Raw genomic sequence first — 15961 nt, forward strand, 5'->3', positions numbered from 1 at the left:
TATATTAGATAAAGAAATGGATACTCAACAAATAGATGTTATGGTAGCCGACGCATCACATGAGGTATACGTTGACACTATTTTGGATACAATCAGAAAAGCTGCAGCAGTTCGTGGAACCGGTATCGCAGAGCGTACCCACGAATATGTCGCAACAAAAATGAAGGAAGGGAAAGCAATTATTGCATTATGTGGCGATACATTTGCAGGATTCACCTACATTGAATCATGGGGCAACAAACAATATGTAGCTACATCCGGTCTGATTGTCCATCCTGATTTTCGTGGATTAGGATTGGCCAAACGCATCAAACAAGCTTCATTTCAGCTGGCACGTCTCCGGTGGCCAAAGGCTAAAATCTTCAGTCTGACTTCTGGAGCAGCAGTCATGAAAATGAATACAGAGCTAGGATATGTCCCTGTCACCTTCAACGAACTGACAGATGATGACTCCTTCTGGAAGGGATGTGAAGGATGTATCAATCATGATATATTGGTAGCTAAGAATCGGAAATTTTGCATTTGTACAGCCATGTTGTACGATCCTACAGATCCGAAGAACAAGAAAAAAGAACAAGAAAGAAATAATATTTAATAGATACAGCACTATGGAAGAGAAAAAGAAAAAAGTAGTGGTGGCTTTCAGTGGCGGTCTGGACACATCGTTCACCGTTATGTACCTCGCTAAAGAAAAAGGCTACGAAGTTTACGCTGCTTGTGCCAATACAGGCGGTTTTAGTGAAGAACAACTGAGAACTAACGAAGAAAATGCCTATAAATTAGGAGCAGTAAAATACGTTACATTGGATGTTACTCAGGAGTACTACGAAAAAAGTCTGAAATATATGGTTTTCGGAAATGTGCTGCGTAATGGTACGTACCCTATTTCCGTTAGTTCGGAACGTATCTTCCAAGGTCTTGCTATTGCCCGTTATGCCAACGAAATTGGCGCAGATGCAGTAGCACATGGTTCTACCGGAGCAGGTAACGACCAGATTCGCTTCGATATGACTTTCCTTGTATTAGCTCCTAATGTAGAGATCATCACATTAACCCGTGATATGGCACTGAGCCGTCAAGAAGAAATAGATTATCTGAATAAAAACGGTTTCAGCGCAGACTTCACCAAACTAAAATATTCTTACAACGTAGGTTTATGGGGTACTTCTATCTGTGGAGGTGAGATTCTCGACTCAGCACAGGGATTGCCGGAAAGTGCCTATCTAAAGCATGTAGAAAAAGAAGGTAGCGAACAGCTTCGACTTACTTTTGAGAAAGGTGAACTGAAAGCAGTCAATGACGAGAAATTCGATGATCCAATTAAAGCAATTCAGAAAGTCGAAGAAATTGGTGCCGCTTACGGTATCGGACGTGACATGCACGTAGGCGATACAATCATCGGTATCAAAGGGCGCGTTGGTTTCGAAGCAGCTGCTCCGATGTTAATTATCGGCGCACACCGTTTCCTCGAAAAATATACGTTGAGCAAATGGCAACAATATTGGAAAGATCAGGTAGCCAACTGGTATGGAATGTTTTTACACGAAAGTCAATATCTAGAACCAGTAATGCGTGATATTGAAGCGATGTTGCAGGAAAGCCAACGTAACGTGAACGGAACTGCGATTCTCGAACTTCGCCCATTATCTTTCTCTACCGTAGGTGTAGAATCGAAAGACGACCTTGTGAAAACGAAATTCGGAGAATATGGTGAAATGCAGAAAGGTTGGACAGCGGAAGACGCCAAAGGCTTTATTAAGGTAACGTCTACTCCGCTACGTGTATACTACAATAACCATAAAGACGAAGAAATATGATTAGAGCAGGAATCATTGGTGGCGCAGGATATACAGCAGGCGAATTAATTCGTCTGCTACTCAACCATCCGGAAACCGAAATCGTATTTGTTAACAGCAGCAGTAATGCCGGCAACAGGATTACCGATGTACACGAAGGACTTTACGGAGAAACAGACTTGAGGTTTACCGACCAATTGCCATTGGACGAAATTGACGTTCTTTTCTTCTGTACGGCTCACGGAGATACAAAGAAATTTATAGAAAGCCATAATATACCGGAAGATTTGAGAATCATCGACCTCTCTATGGACTACCGTATCAAGAGCGACGATCATGATTTTATTTATGGCCTGCCGGAACTGAACCGGCGTGCTACTTGCACTGCAAAGCATGTAGCTAATCCAGGGTGTTTTGCAACTTGTATTCAGTTAGGACTTCTTCCGCTTGCCAAAAACCTGATGCTGACAGACGATATAATGGTAAACGCCATTACCGGAAGTACAGGTGCCGGCGTAAAACCGGGTGCTACCAGTCATTTCAGTTGGAGAAACAACAATATCAGTGTTTACAAGGCTTTCGAGCATCAACACGTACCGGAAATCAAGCAATCTTTGAAACAATTGCAAACCAGCTTTGATTCGGAAATTGATTTTATCCCTTACCGAGGCGACTTTCCACGTGGTATATTTGCGACACTTGTAGTTAAAACGAAAGTATCTCTCGAAGAGATCGTTCGAATGTACCAAGAGTACTACGAGAAAGATTCATTTGTACACATTGTCGATAAAAATATTGACCTGAAACAAGTGGTAAATACAAACAAGTGTCTGATACATCTGGAAAAACACGATGATAAACTGTTAGTTATCTCATGTATCGACAATTTATTAAAAGGTGCAAGCGGTCAGGCTGTTCATAATATGAACCTAATGTTTAATCTGGAAGAAACCGTAGGATTACGTTTGAAGCCGTCCGCTTTCTAAAACAAAAGAAATATGAAACTATTTGATGTATATCCTTTATACAATATCAATATTGTCAAAGGAAAAGGCTGCAAGGTCTGGGATGAAAACGGAACAGAATATCTGGACCTTTACGGAGGCCATGCCGTAATCTCTGTCGGACACGCCCATCCGCACTATGTGGAGATGATAAGTAATCAAGTTGCAGCACTTGGTTTCTACTCAAATTCAGTGATCAATAAGCTTCAGCAGCAGGTAGCCGAACGACTTGGCAAACTTTCCGGCTATGAAGATTATAGCCTCTTCCTGATTAACAGTGGTGCCGAAGCAAACGAGAATGCTTTGAAACTTGCTTCCTTCCACAACGGACGTACCAAGATTCTTTCATTCAACAAAGCCTTCCACGGACGTACCTCATTGGCGGTAGAAGCAACAAATAATCCTTCTATCATTGCTCCAATCAACAACAATGGCCACGTAACCTACCTCCCATTGAATGACATCGAAGCGATGAAACAGGAATTGGCAAAAGGAGATGTTTGTGCCGTTATTATTGAAGGAATACAAGGAGTCGGAGGAATCAAGATACCGACTACTGAATTTATGCAAGAACTCCGTAAAGCTTGTACCGCAACAGGTACTATTTTGATTCTGGACGAAATCCAAAGCGGATACGGACGAAGCGGAAAGTTCTTTGCGCATCAATATACGGGTATTCAACCTGACATTATCACTGTAGCCAAAGGAATAGGTAACGGTTTTCCAATGGCAGGAGTATTAATCAGCCCCATGTTTACACCTATCTACGGACAACTAGGAACTACATTCGGTGGTAACCACCTTGCATGTGCTGCTGCTTTGGCCGTAATGGACATTATAGAAAAAGAAAACCTGATTGAAAATGCAGCTAAAGTCGGTCACTATTTGCTGGAAGAGTTGAAGAAATTCCCTCAAATCAAAGAAGTACGTGGACGTGGATTAATGATTGGACTTGAGTTTGATGAACCAATCAAAGAACTACGCAGCCGGCTCATCTATGACGAGCACATATTTACCGGAGCTAGTGGAACAAATGTGCTTCGCTTACTTCCCCCTCTTTGTCTCAGCATGGAGGAAGCAGACAAGTTTCTTGTCCGCCTCAACAAAGTACTCTGATCTTTACATTTGATTAATAAATAGCAAACGATAAAAGCAGCCTAAACCAGAAAATCATTTCTTAACAGGTTGCTTTTGTTTTTTCACTATTTACCGTTACCTTTGTCAGTAACAAATCATAAAAATACAAATGCATATGAGAATAGCAATTATCGGTGCAGGAAACATGGGCGGTTCTATCGCCCGTGGTCTGGCCAAAGGGAGTTTAATAGACGATGCAAACATAATCGTTTCCAACCCCAGTGCCGGCAAACTAGAACAACTGAAAAAAGAATTCCCGGCAATCACCACTACACATAACAATGTGGAAGCAATCACCGGAGCAGATATAATTATTTTAGCTATCAAACCTTGGCTTATCAATTCAGTGGTAAGCGAATTAAAAGTCAAAAGTAAACAAATACTCATATCCGTAGCTGCCGGCATCAGTTTTGAAGAATTATCCCACTACGTTGTATCACCGGAAATGCCGATGTTTCGTGTTATCCCGAATACAGCCATCAGCGAACTAGAAAGCATGACACTAATCGCTGCACGCAATACAAGCGATGAACAAAATCAATTCATCCTTCAACTGTTCAACGAGATGGGAATGTCAATGCTTATTCCTGAAGATAAAATGGCTGCTGCCACCTCATTAGCTTCTTGCGGAATCGCATATGTATTAAAATATATTCAAGCTGCCATGCAAGCAGGCATTGAAATGGGGCTTCGTCCCAAAGATGCTATGGAAATGGTAGCCCAATCCGTAAAAGGGGCTGCAGCATTGATCCTAAATAACGATACACATCCAAGCGTAGAAATAGATAAAGTGACCACTCCAGGAGGAATCACGATTAAAGGAATCAATGAATTGGAACATAGTGGTTTCACTTCTGCAATTATCAAAGCAATGCTGGCATCCAAATAATCAAACAAAAATAAAATCACTAATCACTCAATTATATGAATGACCAAATTAAACAGATAGCAGAACGTCTCCGCGGATTACGTGATGTTTTGGAACTTACATCCGAAGATATAGCCCGCGACTGTGACATCTCTGCCGAAGAATACCGATTGGCAGAAACTGGAGATTATGATATCTCCGTAAGTATGTTACAAAAAATTGCCCGTACCTACAATGTTGCACTCGATGCGCTGATGTTCGGCGAAGAGCCGAAAATGAGCAGTTACTTCGTTACCCGTGCAGGTAAAGGAATAAGTATCGAACGAACCAAAGCCTACAAGTATCAGTCACTGGCTTCCGGTTTTATGAACCGTGTTGCCGACCCGTTTATCGTAACAGTTGAACCGAAAGGAGATGATACTCCTATTCATTACAACAGTCACAGCGGGCAGGAATTTAATCTTGTAGTCGAAGGGCGTATGCTTATCAGTATTGAGGGCAAAGAAATTATTCTAAATCAAGGTGACAGTATTTATTTCAATTCAAAACTTCCACATGGCATGAAAGCGCTCGACGGCAAAACGGTACGTTTTCTCGCAGTAATTATGTAATTTATTATGGTAGAAAGATTTTTATCACAGACCACTTTTACATCTCAAGAGGATTTTATCAAGAATCTGAAAATAAACGTCCCGGAGAATTTCAACTTCGGTTATGACGTAGTAGATGCTTGGGCTGCCGAACAACCCGACAAGAATGCTTTACTTTGGACAAACGACCAAGGTGAATGCCACCAATATTCGTTTGCCGACATGAAACGTTATACGGACATGACAGCCTCTTACTTTCAAAGTTTAGGTATCGGTCGTGGAGACATGGTTATGTTGATTCTGAAACGTCGCTTTGAATTCTGGTTCAGTATCATTGCACTTCACAAACTAGGTGCGACTGTGATTCCGGCAACACATTTGCTGACGAAAAAAGATATCGTATATCGCTGTAATGCCGCTGATATCAAAATGATTGTAGCCGCAGGAGAAAATGTTATCCTGCAACATATCAAAGATGCTCTACCTACTTGTCCAAGTGTAGAACAGTTAGTTAGTGTCGGTCCGGAAGTTCCGGAAGGTTTTCAAAACTTTCATAAAGGTATAGAAAATGCCGCTCCCTTTACTCGTCCTAAACATGCAAATACAAATGATGATATTTCATTGATGTATTTTACATCCGGTACCACCGGTGAGCCCAAAATGGTAGCACACGATTTTACTTATCCGTTAGGACACATCGTCACTGGTAGCTTTTGGCACAATTTGGATGAGAATAGTCTTCATCTTACTATTGCCGACACAGGATGGGGAAAAGCTGTATGGGGAAAACTCTATGGACAATGGATTGCAGGAGCTAATATCTTCGTTTACGACCATGAGAAATTCACCCCAGGAGATATCTTACAGAAAATACATGATTATCATGTGACCTCTCTTTGTGCGCCTCCTACCATTTTCCGTTTTTTAATTCATGAAGATCTGACAAAATATGACTTGTCTTCTCTCAAATATTGTACTATTGCAGGCGAAGCTTTGAACCCTGCAGTATTTGAGACTTTCAAGAAATTGACAGGTATCAAACTTATGGAAGGCTTTGGGCAAACGGAAACAACATTAACTGTTGCCACCATGCCTTGGATGGAACCGAAACCGGGAAGTATGGGATTGCCTAATCCACAATACGACGTAGACTTGATCGACTACGAGGGTCGTTCTGTTGAAGCTGGTGAACAGGGACAGATTGTTATCCGTACCAACAATGGAAAACCTCTAGGACTTTTCAAAGAGTATTATCGGGATGCTGAACGTACTCACGAAGCGTGGCACGACGGCATCTATTATACAGGAGACGTTGCCTGGAAAGATGAGGACGGTTACCTTTGGTTCGTAGGACGTGCAGACGATGTTATCAAAAGTTCAGGCTATCGTATTGGCCCATTCGAAGTTGAAAGTGCTCTAATGACCCACCCTGCTGTTGTGGAATGCGCTATCACCGGAGTACCTGATGAAATTCGGGGACAAGTAGTAAAAGCAACTATTGTCCTATCTAAGGACTACAAAGCGCGTGCAAGTGAAGAACTGGTCAAAGAATTACAAAACCATGTAAAGAAAACAACTGCTCCCTATAAATATCCCCGTGTCATCGAATTTGTAGATGAACTCCCGAAAACAATCAGTGGTAAGATTCGCAGGGTAGAAATCCGCAAGAATGATGAGAAATAGATAAAAAATAACCTATTCATCGATAAATCCTCCTTAATACGACTTTATTAACCGATTAAGGAGGATTCTTTTTTACCAATACAACAATTGTCTCAACTATAACAATTATCGGTCACTATTCATATTTGACTTAAAAGTGTTCTTAATTGAAGTATTATTGCTCTTTTTAGTCAATTTCCTCTTTTATATTTGCAACAGTAAAAACCAAAACACAAAAAAGAGATGATTACGAGTAGAAAGATTTCCCAAGTAAATGTTTTCACTGGCAGTCCATGGGAAGTAGCTAGTGTAAAAAGGCTTTTGAATGCAGCCTACATTGAAGCTTCAATGAAAGATAAAGGTTTGAACAGCATCCAAATTATGGTCCCATGTGAATGCTATACAGCTGCTATGCGTATTATCAGCAGTAGAATTTCGTTAGTTTTAACGAAGTAGATAGAAAAATAAGAGCCAATTACAATGTGAGACGGATAAAAAATAAATAGTCATACTCACAATCTATTTAAATCGACATTAATTATAATATTTAAACCGTCTATTAAACTATTCTCATAGCAAGATTAATGTATTGTCGCAACAATAACTAATCGTTTTACGCATAGATCCCATAGGTCCACATACATGATCCCAATGGTTGTCGTACGTAGAGCGGATGCTTCATATACGTGAACAAGAAGACACCACTAATCTAAAGATTAAGTAAGCCATATCTTCATGTTAAATCTATTAGTCTTTATTCTAATAACCAAGGTATACATCTATAAATAAGAAAGCATATTAGCCACGAATCATCACAATACATACAAAAAATAACGATAAAACATTTCATTTCAAAAAAGAAACTTAACTTTGCATCCTAGTTTTATCATAAAGGACTGAATTAGTAACTAAAAAAGACCAAATCAAATGAAATTTAAAACTTTGGCAGTTTATTACTTCTTATTTGCAAGCTGTGTATCCTCTTGTATACAAGAGGAAGCCCTCAACTCTGAAGCCGCTATCGATGCCTGTTCAGGCAGTAATGTACAATTAGCAAACATTGATACCAATTCCAAAACAATCAATGTATATGTACACAAAAATGTTGATCTGTCTAAACAAGAATTAAAATTCACAGTACCTGAAGGAGCTACTATCAAAGCAAATAACAAAATCACAGGGGATACAGAATCAAGCTACAATTTCTCAGAGGAGCCACATTCCCGCCAGTTTACCGTTACATCAGAAGATGGGCAATGGAAAGCAGTTTATACTGTAAATGTAGTATCTACGGAATTACCAACCTCCTTCCATTTTGAAGGATTGTTGTCATCCAATCCTTATGATATTTTCTATGAATTCCAACCGGGAACTTCTCAGAATACATCAAAAGTAGTGCAATGGACAAGCGGTAACAAAGGATACGAATTGACAAGTATGGCTAAAACCAATACAGATTATCCTACAGTACAATCAACAAATGGTTATCAGGGTAAAGGAGCCAAATTAGAAACACGAAATACCGGAAGCTTCGGCGCGATAGTAAAAATGTATATTGCAGCAGGTAATCTTTTCATCGGTTCGTTCGATGTAGGAAATGCCTTAAAAGATCCTAGAAAAGCTACAAAGTTCGGTTTTCTATTTGATAAACGCCCAACATCACTCAAAGGATTTTACAAATACAAAGCAGGGGATATTTATACAGCAAAAGGGGAAGTGCAATCTGATAAGAAAGATAAATTTGACATTTACGCTGTTATGTACGAAACTGACAATAATTCGGATATGCTAGATGGAGACAACGTCTTTACCTCAAATAAAGTAGTATTGCTAGCACGTATTGATTCAGAAAGTGCTGTTGAAACTGATGATTGGAAAGAATTCAATTTGCAATTTAAACCTGTTAATGGAAAAGAAATTGACGACCAAAAGCTACAACAAGGTAAATACAAATTAGGTATTGTATTCTCTTCCAGCGTTGATGGTGCCTATTTTGAAGGTGCTGTTGGAAGTACGTTATATATCGATGAAGTAGAACTTATTTGCGAAGAATAAAAAATAGTACAATGAAAAAATATAGATTAATCAGTATTATAACTATACTGCTATTTGCCGGTACACTTGCAATACAGGCACAAGAAGAAAGAACAAGAAGTCTTGTTTGGATGTATCTGCACGGATGGGAATATGAGATCAAAGCTGGTTTTAATATAGGTGGCACTTCTCCCCTTCCTTTGCCTAATGAAATCCGTAAAATAGACAGCTATGCTCCTGGCATTGCTATCTCCATCGAAGGGAATGCAACTAAATGGTTTGACGAAACAAAAAAATGGGGAATGACCGCCGGTATTCGTCTTGAGAATAAAAATATGACTACTGAAGCTACCGTAAAAAACTACGGTATGAAAATTATAAATACTAATGGCGGAGAGCTACAAGGACTATGGACCGGAGGAGTAAAAACGAAAGTTAAAAACTCATATCTGACTATTCCTGTTGTAGCCAATTATAGGATAAGTAAACGGTGGAAAGTATCGGCAGGTCCCTATGTCTCTTACCTTATTGAAGGCGATTTTTCCGGACATGTATACGAAGGACATCTTCGCACCCCAGACCAAACAGGTTCTAGGGTAGACTTTACAGGAGAAAGTATAGCTACTTATGACTTTTCTGAAAATCTGCGCAAATTTCAATGGGGTCTACAGCTAGGTGGTGAATGGAAAGCCTTCAAACATCTGAATGTATATGCTGATTTAACCTGGGGATTGAATGATATCTTTAAGAAGGACTTTGATACTATCACATTTGCAATGTATCCTATTTATCTGAATATAGGTTTCGGATATGCATTCTAACAGAAGATAACCTAAGACACCCCCAACAACATAAAGCCAACATGTGATTTCAAGGAACAGGTTGTACGATAGATATTAGATAAAGAATTACATTTGTCCCATGCATTGATAAAGTTCCGTATAAGCCGTACAACACCTGAAGGCTGGGTTCGTACGGTTCGTAAACATGGAAATGCGGGACTACATATATTCAGACGTAAAGGCAGACCTTCCCAAACTATGACAAGACCTAAAAAAAGTCATACAGAATTGGGTGGCGTCTCATGACAGAAATGCATATCAAATGCAAGATGCGTATGGTGCGTTGCCGTTCTTAATATGTTCAATGAGGAGATTGTTTCCCATAACATATCCAACAGCCCTATCTTGAACAGGTGTATGAAATGCTTAATAAAGCGGGATATTCAGTAAATGTCCCTCTTTCTTATAAATTAAGAGAACAGTTTTACTTTACGTGAGCTTTTCTCTTAATTTTTTTGTGTAAAGTCTCAAGTCTTGTATCTTTTTAATAGAATATTATTTACATATTCTTATTCTTTCTTCCCAACGGTACATTATGTATATGTCTTTTTAGGGGAAGTTAAAAACCTCTCCTCTTTTCTTCTTCTTCTTTTAGTCTGATTATGCAGCCGTTCTTTTTTTCTTTTCGACCTTTTCTATCATAGATACCGCATTGGCCGTATGTATTCCAAAGAAAATCCAAAGTATTTCCGTTTTCCTGTTTCTGGCTTTTATTCTGGCCAGTGAGTAATGTTGTTTCTGCGTTCCAAAACTTCCTTCCAGGCGGGTAGCCCTTTCACGGCTGAGTTCCGACCGTAAGATTTTCCGAAGTGGCTCATCTTTGGCAGCTCTTCCCTTACGCTTAAAGGAAGTACTTATATGATATTTAGTACAAAATTTCCGGTTGGCATTATTAGCATAGATTGAATCCGCTGCAAGCGCCTTAACCCTGACCTTGGTCAGTTGTTGTTGCAAATGAATACAGTCTTTCAAACGTACTCCTTCGTTAAAAGCCTTAAAGGAGATATGTTCTATGAAGGAGATTCCATCTATCTGTATATTGTTGACCTTGGCTCCGAACTCAACGGATTTGGTTTCCTTGCCCCTGACAATGGGGCGAAGGTAATGCCGGTCGATACTCACGATACGGTTGGACACTTTTTTGCCTGCAAATAAATTCTTCCCTTGCTCAAGGACCGTCTGTATGACCGAGAAACGCCTTTGGTAATCAGAGGATAGTGTAAGCCTGTGCCTGTAGGATGAATGAAGCTGCTCCAGCTGGTCCAGTAGCTTTTCCAATAACTGAAGTAGCCTGCGTTTAATCATACGGGTCTGTGATTTCCTGCGTTTACGCAGTTTACTGTAAGCAAGGTAGGCACGGCTTACATCAAGATACTTGTTACGGGGACGTTGTATGTGCAATGTACGGCAATGTTTGCACAGATGGCGATGAAGCCATACAATACCTTCCCATAAGAGTTTGACATCAGTAGGAAAGCGCAAATGACTTTCATAACAGGTGGCATCGGTCATACAGACATGAAGGTTCTCAAGATAAGGTTTCCAATGCTCAGCCAGAATAAGCTGGAGGGACTCAATATCAAGGCGGTCCGCTACTTCCTGACGAATCGCACTGACGATTTTAGGATTGGTCAGTGGATGAAGAGGATCAATCTGAACACCACAAAATAACTGGTAATGAATATTACCGTTTAAATGCTCAATCAGTTGTGCATCGGAAAAGTTGGTATAGGACTTCAGGACCATCAAGGCTATTTTACCTTCGGGAGAAAAATAACTTTTACGACCCAAAGCAGAGGACTTCAAATGCATTTGCCGGGCCAGTTCCGAGAAAGGAAACAGAGCATGGAGGCGACCTAATTCGCTCGTTGCAAAACTTTGACGATATTTTTTTAGCATATCGAACTCGGTAAAACCTAAACAAGGTTCGATTTCGGATATTTTTTGTATCTTTACCATGTCTTTTTAGTTTAGATTACCCCCGTTTTGGCCGTCAAACCGTTTTTTGGGGGGAATGCTTAAAGATACAAAAAAGGCAACTAACTCGCAATGAATTAGTTGCCTTAAATTTTATTATTTTACGAATATCCCTAAAGCATTCCATAAGTGTGACAACCTTGACGGACTCATACTTCGTTCTGACCAAAGTTGGCAACACCAACACTTCGGATATCGGAAAAAGCTTGTAGAGAATCATATAATCCAAAGCATGTCGAGCAAGAGAAATTGTCTGGATAACTCTATAATGGAGATTTTTTCGGAATTATGAAATCAGAACTTCTTTATTCGCTAAAAAATCCGAGTCTCTGGAGAATTTTAAAAGGCTTTGAAATAATATATAGATATTATAATAAAATGAATCAAGTCACGGTTAAAAGAAAAGAGTCCGGTCCAATACCGAACTCTTTCTATAACTGGATAATGTTTCAACAGTCCAATTTTTGGGGGCACTTTATTTTTATCTGAAAATCATTCTCCTACAATTTCTAATTCATCAAGAAACAAAGTACTTCCACCTGCACCCTTAAATACATCCCCCTCCTTGCTTGAAGAACAAACAATAGCTAACTTATATTCTTTATTTGTATCATAAGCCTTTCCTTCAAAGAATGTAAAGCTAATATCAAAATGAGTATATTCTACCTTCTCTGTGCCATCTGCTAATGCTGCTATTGCTACACGATATTCAGAAGTATTTATATCATGACCAGTTAAAGTTATTTCATTACCTTCCGCATCTTTTGCCTCATACAATATTGCAGCAATAGAACATTCATCCTTTTTATCAGGTATTTCTTCAACTTCTTCAGGAGTTGTAGCGCCTTCACCATCAAGGAATTTAGCACCAGAAATATATTTATACCATCCACGGAAAGAGACAGGGCGTTTGGCATAAGGAATTCCAAAGTGAGTACATCCAATACGGTCCTGCATCATATGACTGAGATTAGTATCAAAAGAACCAGTAAAGAATGAACCTGACGTAATAGCAGGCACTAATGTATTCGTTTTCGCACTAGTATCCATTGTTACCAATTTTATAGCAGACATTCCTTCTTTTGCATCATCTGTTTGATAAGCAGGCAAACCTGAAACTCCATATAGCTTAAGATAAGCTGCGCCAGGTGCACTTGTAGCCAGTTCATCAGTAGGCAAAGGTTTAAAATATTCATTATTTAAGACTCCTCCTGCTACTTTTTCCCATTCTTCAAATGAATATTTCATCAAGCTTTGTTTGCCTGCTATAGAAGCCACATAAACCTTTATAGTACCGTCCTCAGCTACTACTGTGTAAGTGACACTTTTCCCATTAGAGAAATCTTGTGCCACTCCGCTCGCAGGGTTAACGACAGCTTTATCTGAAACAGTAATAGTAGGAACTAAAACAGCCAAATCTCCGTTAGCTGCTTCATCCAGCACTTTGAAAACGATAGTACCTTCACTCTCGTTTATAACTGGTGCTTCTGTTACAATTTCATTATCAATAGTGAAATTAATTATTTTTGCTTCTTTACTTTCATTGCCATTCAGACGAGTCCCCTTATATGTAACATTTACATCTTGACTCTGACCATCAAGATTTGCTTTGATATCCATATTAATATCAACTGTACCATTCTTAATGGTTCCAGTAGCGTTAATTGTACAAGCAAGTGTTCCTACATTTAATGATTGAACCCCTGTAAATTTATAAATATCACCATTTTGGGTAAGTTTGCAATCGCTGAGTTTAATTTCAGGAATAACGATCAATCCTGGTATACTAAAGTTTTTCAGAGATAAATCGATAGAAGTATCACTTGCTTTTGAAATAGTAATATTCTGAGGCATAGGATCCCCAAAAGGTTCATTGAAAAGCTTAATATTCAATATTCCTTTATAATTTCCCACCATCTCTCCATCTATTGCAGCAGAGTAATTAGGATCATCGTCATCATCACTACAACCTGTAAAAAGACTGACAGAACAAATAAACATTAATAAATAGAATAAACTCTTTTTCATAATCTTCATACTTTAATTAGGGATATTCAGTAAATGTCCCTCTTTCTTATAAATTAAGAGAACAGTTTTACTTTACGTGAGCTTTTCTCTTAATTTTTTTGTGTAAAGTCTCAAGTCTTGTATCTTTTTAATAGAATATTATTTACATATTCTTATTCTTTCTTCCCAACGGTACATTATGTATATGTCTTTTTAGGGGAAGTTAAAAACCTCTCCTCTTTTCTTCTTCTTCTTTTAGTCTGATTATGCAGCCGTTCTTTTTTTCTTTTCGACCTTTTCTATCATAGATACCGCATTGGCCGTATGTATTCCAAAGAAAATCCAAAGTATTTCCGTTTTCCTGTTTCTGGCTTTTATTCTGGCCAGTGAGTAATGTTGTTTCTGCGTTCCAAAACTTCCTTCCAGGCGGGTAGCCCTTTCACGGCTGAGTTCCGACCGTAAGATTTTCCGAAGTGGCTCATCTTTGGCAGCTCTTCCCTTACGCTTAAAGGAAGTACTTATATGATATTTAGTACAAAATTTCCGGTTGGCATTATTAGCATAGATTGAATCCGCTGCAAGCGCCTTAACCCTGACCTTGGTCAGTTGTTGTTGCAAATGAATACAGTCTTTCAAACGTACTCCTTCGTTAAAAGCCTTAAAGGAGATATGTTCTATGAAGGAGATTCCATCTATCTGTATATTGTTGACCTTGGCTCCGAACTCAACGGATTTGGTTTCCTTGCCTCTGATAATGGGGCGAAGGTAATGCCGGTCGATACTCACGATACGGTTGGACACTTTTTTGCCTGCAAATAAATTCTTCCCTTGCTCAAGGACCGTCTGTATGACCGAGAAACGCCTTTGGTAATCAGAGGATAGTGTAAGCCTGTGCCTGTAGGATGAATGAAGCTGCTCCAGCTGGTCCAGTAGCTTTTCCAATAACTGAAGTAGCCTGCGTTTAATCATACGGGTCTGTGATTTCCTGCGTTTACGCAGTTTACTGTAAGCAAGGTAGGCACGGCTTACATCAAGATACTTGTTACGGGGACGTTGTATGTGCAATGTACGGCAATGTTTGCACAGATGGCGATGAAGCCATACAATACCTTCCCATAAGAGTTTGACATCAGTAGGAAAGCGCAAATGACTTTCATAACAGGTGGCATCGGTCATACAGACATGAAGGTTCTCAAGATAAGGTTTCCAATGCTCAGCCAGAATAAGCTGGAGGGACTCAATATCAAGGCGGTCCGCTACTTCCTGACGAATCGCACTGACGATTTTAGGATTGGTCAGTGGATGAAGAGGATCAATCTGAACACCACAAAATAACTGGTAATGAATATTACCGTTTAAATGCTCAATCAGTTGTGCATCGGAAAAGTTGGTATAGGACTTCAGGACCATCAAGGCTATTTTACCTTCGGGAGAAAAATAACTTTTACGACCCAAAGCAGAGGACTTCAAATGCATTTGCCGGGCCAGTTCCGAGAAAGGAAACAGAGCATGGAGGCGACCTAATTCGCTCGTTGCAAAACTTTGACGATATTTTTTTAGCATATCGAACTCGGTAAAACCTAAACAAGGTTCGATTTCGGATATTTTTTGTATCTTTACCATGTCTTTTTAGTTTAGATTACCCCCGTTTTGGCCGTCAAACCGTTTTTTGGGGGGAATGCTTAAAGATACAAAAAAGGCAACTAACTCGCAATGAATTAGTTGCCTTAAATTTTATTATTTTACGAATATCCCTAATTATAAATATAACACAAAAAATCGATGCAAAGAAACACATTAAATCTATTATTTACAAGGTCTATTTTCTACATTTTGTGTTCTATTCTTAATACAAGAAAAGAAGAATAAGAGAAAATATTTTATTTAATAGTAACCATAATTCCTGAGCATTTGTTTCCCAATATAATTTTAATTGTAAATATAGCTATTTAGCATTTGTTCTTAAGGAGTATATCATTTACAAGCACTCCCCAAACAAGTAGCATCAATACAACAAATAAGGGACGCCATTAGACGTCCCTTA

The 15961-nt window shown here is 39.2% G+C and carries 13 protein-coding genes; 10 read left to right on the forward strand and 3 right to left on the reverse strand.

Annotation, left to right across the window (positions count from 1 at the left end):
• Positions 1–16 precede the first annotated feature (16 nt).
• The 10 genes from CZ225_RS21325 to CZ225_RS21370 all read left to right on the forward strand — a co-directional run bounded on the left by CZ225_RS21325 (position 17) and on the right by CZ225_RS21370 (position 9912).
• On the forward strand, positions 17–595 hold the full coding sequence (locus CZ225_RS21325) for a GNAT family N-acetyltransferase (RefSeq protein WP_077155413.1): 579 nt from the start codon (positions 17–19) through the stop codon (positions 593–595).
• 13 nt (positions 596–608) lie between these two features.
• Positions 609–1817: an argininosuccinate synthase gene (locus tag CZ225_RS21330; RefSeq protein ID WP_077155414.1), complete on the forward strand. Its 1209-nt coding sequence runs from the start codon at positions 609–611 to the stop codon at positions 1815–1817.
• Positions 1814–2782 (forward strand): N-acetyl-gamma-glutamyl-phosphate reductase, encoded by a 969-nt coding sequence (gene argC / locus CZ225_RS21335; protein WP_077155415.1) that lies wholly within the window; start codon positions 1814–1816, stop codon positions 2780–2782. Before CZ225_RS21330 ends, argC begins: the two co-directional genes overlap by 4 nt.
• 12 nt (positions 2783–2794) lie before the next feature.
• Complete coding sequence (locus tag CZ225_RS21340; RefSeq protein ID WP_077155416.1) at positions 2795–3916, forward strand: aspartate aminotransferase family protein; 1122 nt, start codon at positions 2795–2797, stop codon at positions 3914–3916.
• A gap of 136 nt (positions 3917–4052) precedes the next feature.
• Positions 4053–4826, forward strand: a complete 774-nt coding sequence (gene proC / locus CZ225_RS21345; RefSeq protein ID WP_077155417.1) for a pyrroline-5-carboxylate reductase — start codon at positions 4053–4055, stop codon at positions 4824–4826.
• A gap of 35 nt (positions 4827–4861) precedes the next feature.
• Positions 4862–5416 (forward strand): helix-turn-helix domain-containing protein, encoded by a 555-nt coding sequence (locus tag CZ225_RS21350; protein ID WP_077155418.1) that lies wholly within the window; start codon positions 4862–4864, stop codon positions 5414–5416.
• 6 nt (positions 5417–5422) lie between these two features.
• Complete coding sequence (locus CZ225_RS21355; protein ID WP_077155419.1) at positions 5423–7078, forward strand: AMP-binding protein; 1656 nt, start codon at positions 5423–5425, stop codon at positions 7076–7078.
• 222 nt (positions 7079–7300) lie between these two features.
• Complete coding sequence (locus CZ225_RS21360) at positions 7301–7513, forward strand: DUF2007-related protein (protein WP_077155420.1); 213 nt, start codon at positions 7301–7303, stop codon at positions 7511–7513.
• A 471-nt stretch (positions 7514–7984) separates the two neighbouring features.
• Positions 7985–9112: a PCMD domain-containing protein gene (locus CZ225_RS21365; protein WP_077155421.1), complete on the forward strand. Its 1128-nt coding sequence runs from the start codon at positions 7985–7987 to the stop codon at positions 9110–9112.
• A gap of 11 nt (positions 9113–9123) precedes the next feature.
• Positions 9124–9912, forward strand: a complete 789-nt coding sequence (locus CZ225_RS21370) for a porin family protein (protein WP_077155422.1) — start codon at positions 9124–9126, stop codon at positions 9910–9912.
• Between the two features lie 621 nt (positions 9913–10533).
• Here CZ225_RS21370 and CZ225_RS21375 read toward each other — a convergent pair.
• The 3 genes from CZ225_RS21375 to CZ225_RS21385 form a co-directional block, all read right to left on the reverse strand.
• Positions 10534–11892, reverse strand: coding sequence for a transposase (locus tag CZ225_RS21375; RefSeq protein ID WP_077155210.1), 1359 nt, complete (start codon positions 11890–11892; stop codon positions 10534–10536).
• Between the two features lie 510 nt (positions 11893–12402).
• Positions 12403–13938, reverse strand: a complete 1536-nt coding sequence (locus tag CZ225_RS21380) for a PCMD domain-containing protein (RefSeq protein WP_077155930.1) — start codon at positions 13936–13938, stop codon at positions 12403–12405.
• A 243-nt stretch (positions 13939–14181) separates the two neighbouring features.
• Positions 14182–15540 carry a transposase gene (locus CZ225_RS21385; protein ID WP_077153452.1) on the reverse strand — a complete coding sequence of 453 codons (1359 nt, stop codon included), beginning with the start codon at positions 15538–15540 and terminating at the stop codon, positions 14182–14184.
• Positions 15541–15961: the final 421 nt, after the last annotated feature.

This window comes from Bacteroides bouchesdurhonensis (genome assembly GCF_900155865.1).
GTDB classification, from domain to species: domain Bacteria; phylum Bacteroidota; class Bacteroidia; order Bacteroidales; family Bacteroidaceae; genus Bacteroides; species Bacteroides bouchesdurhonensis.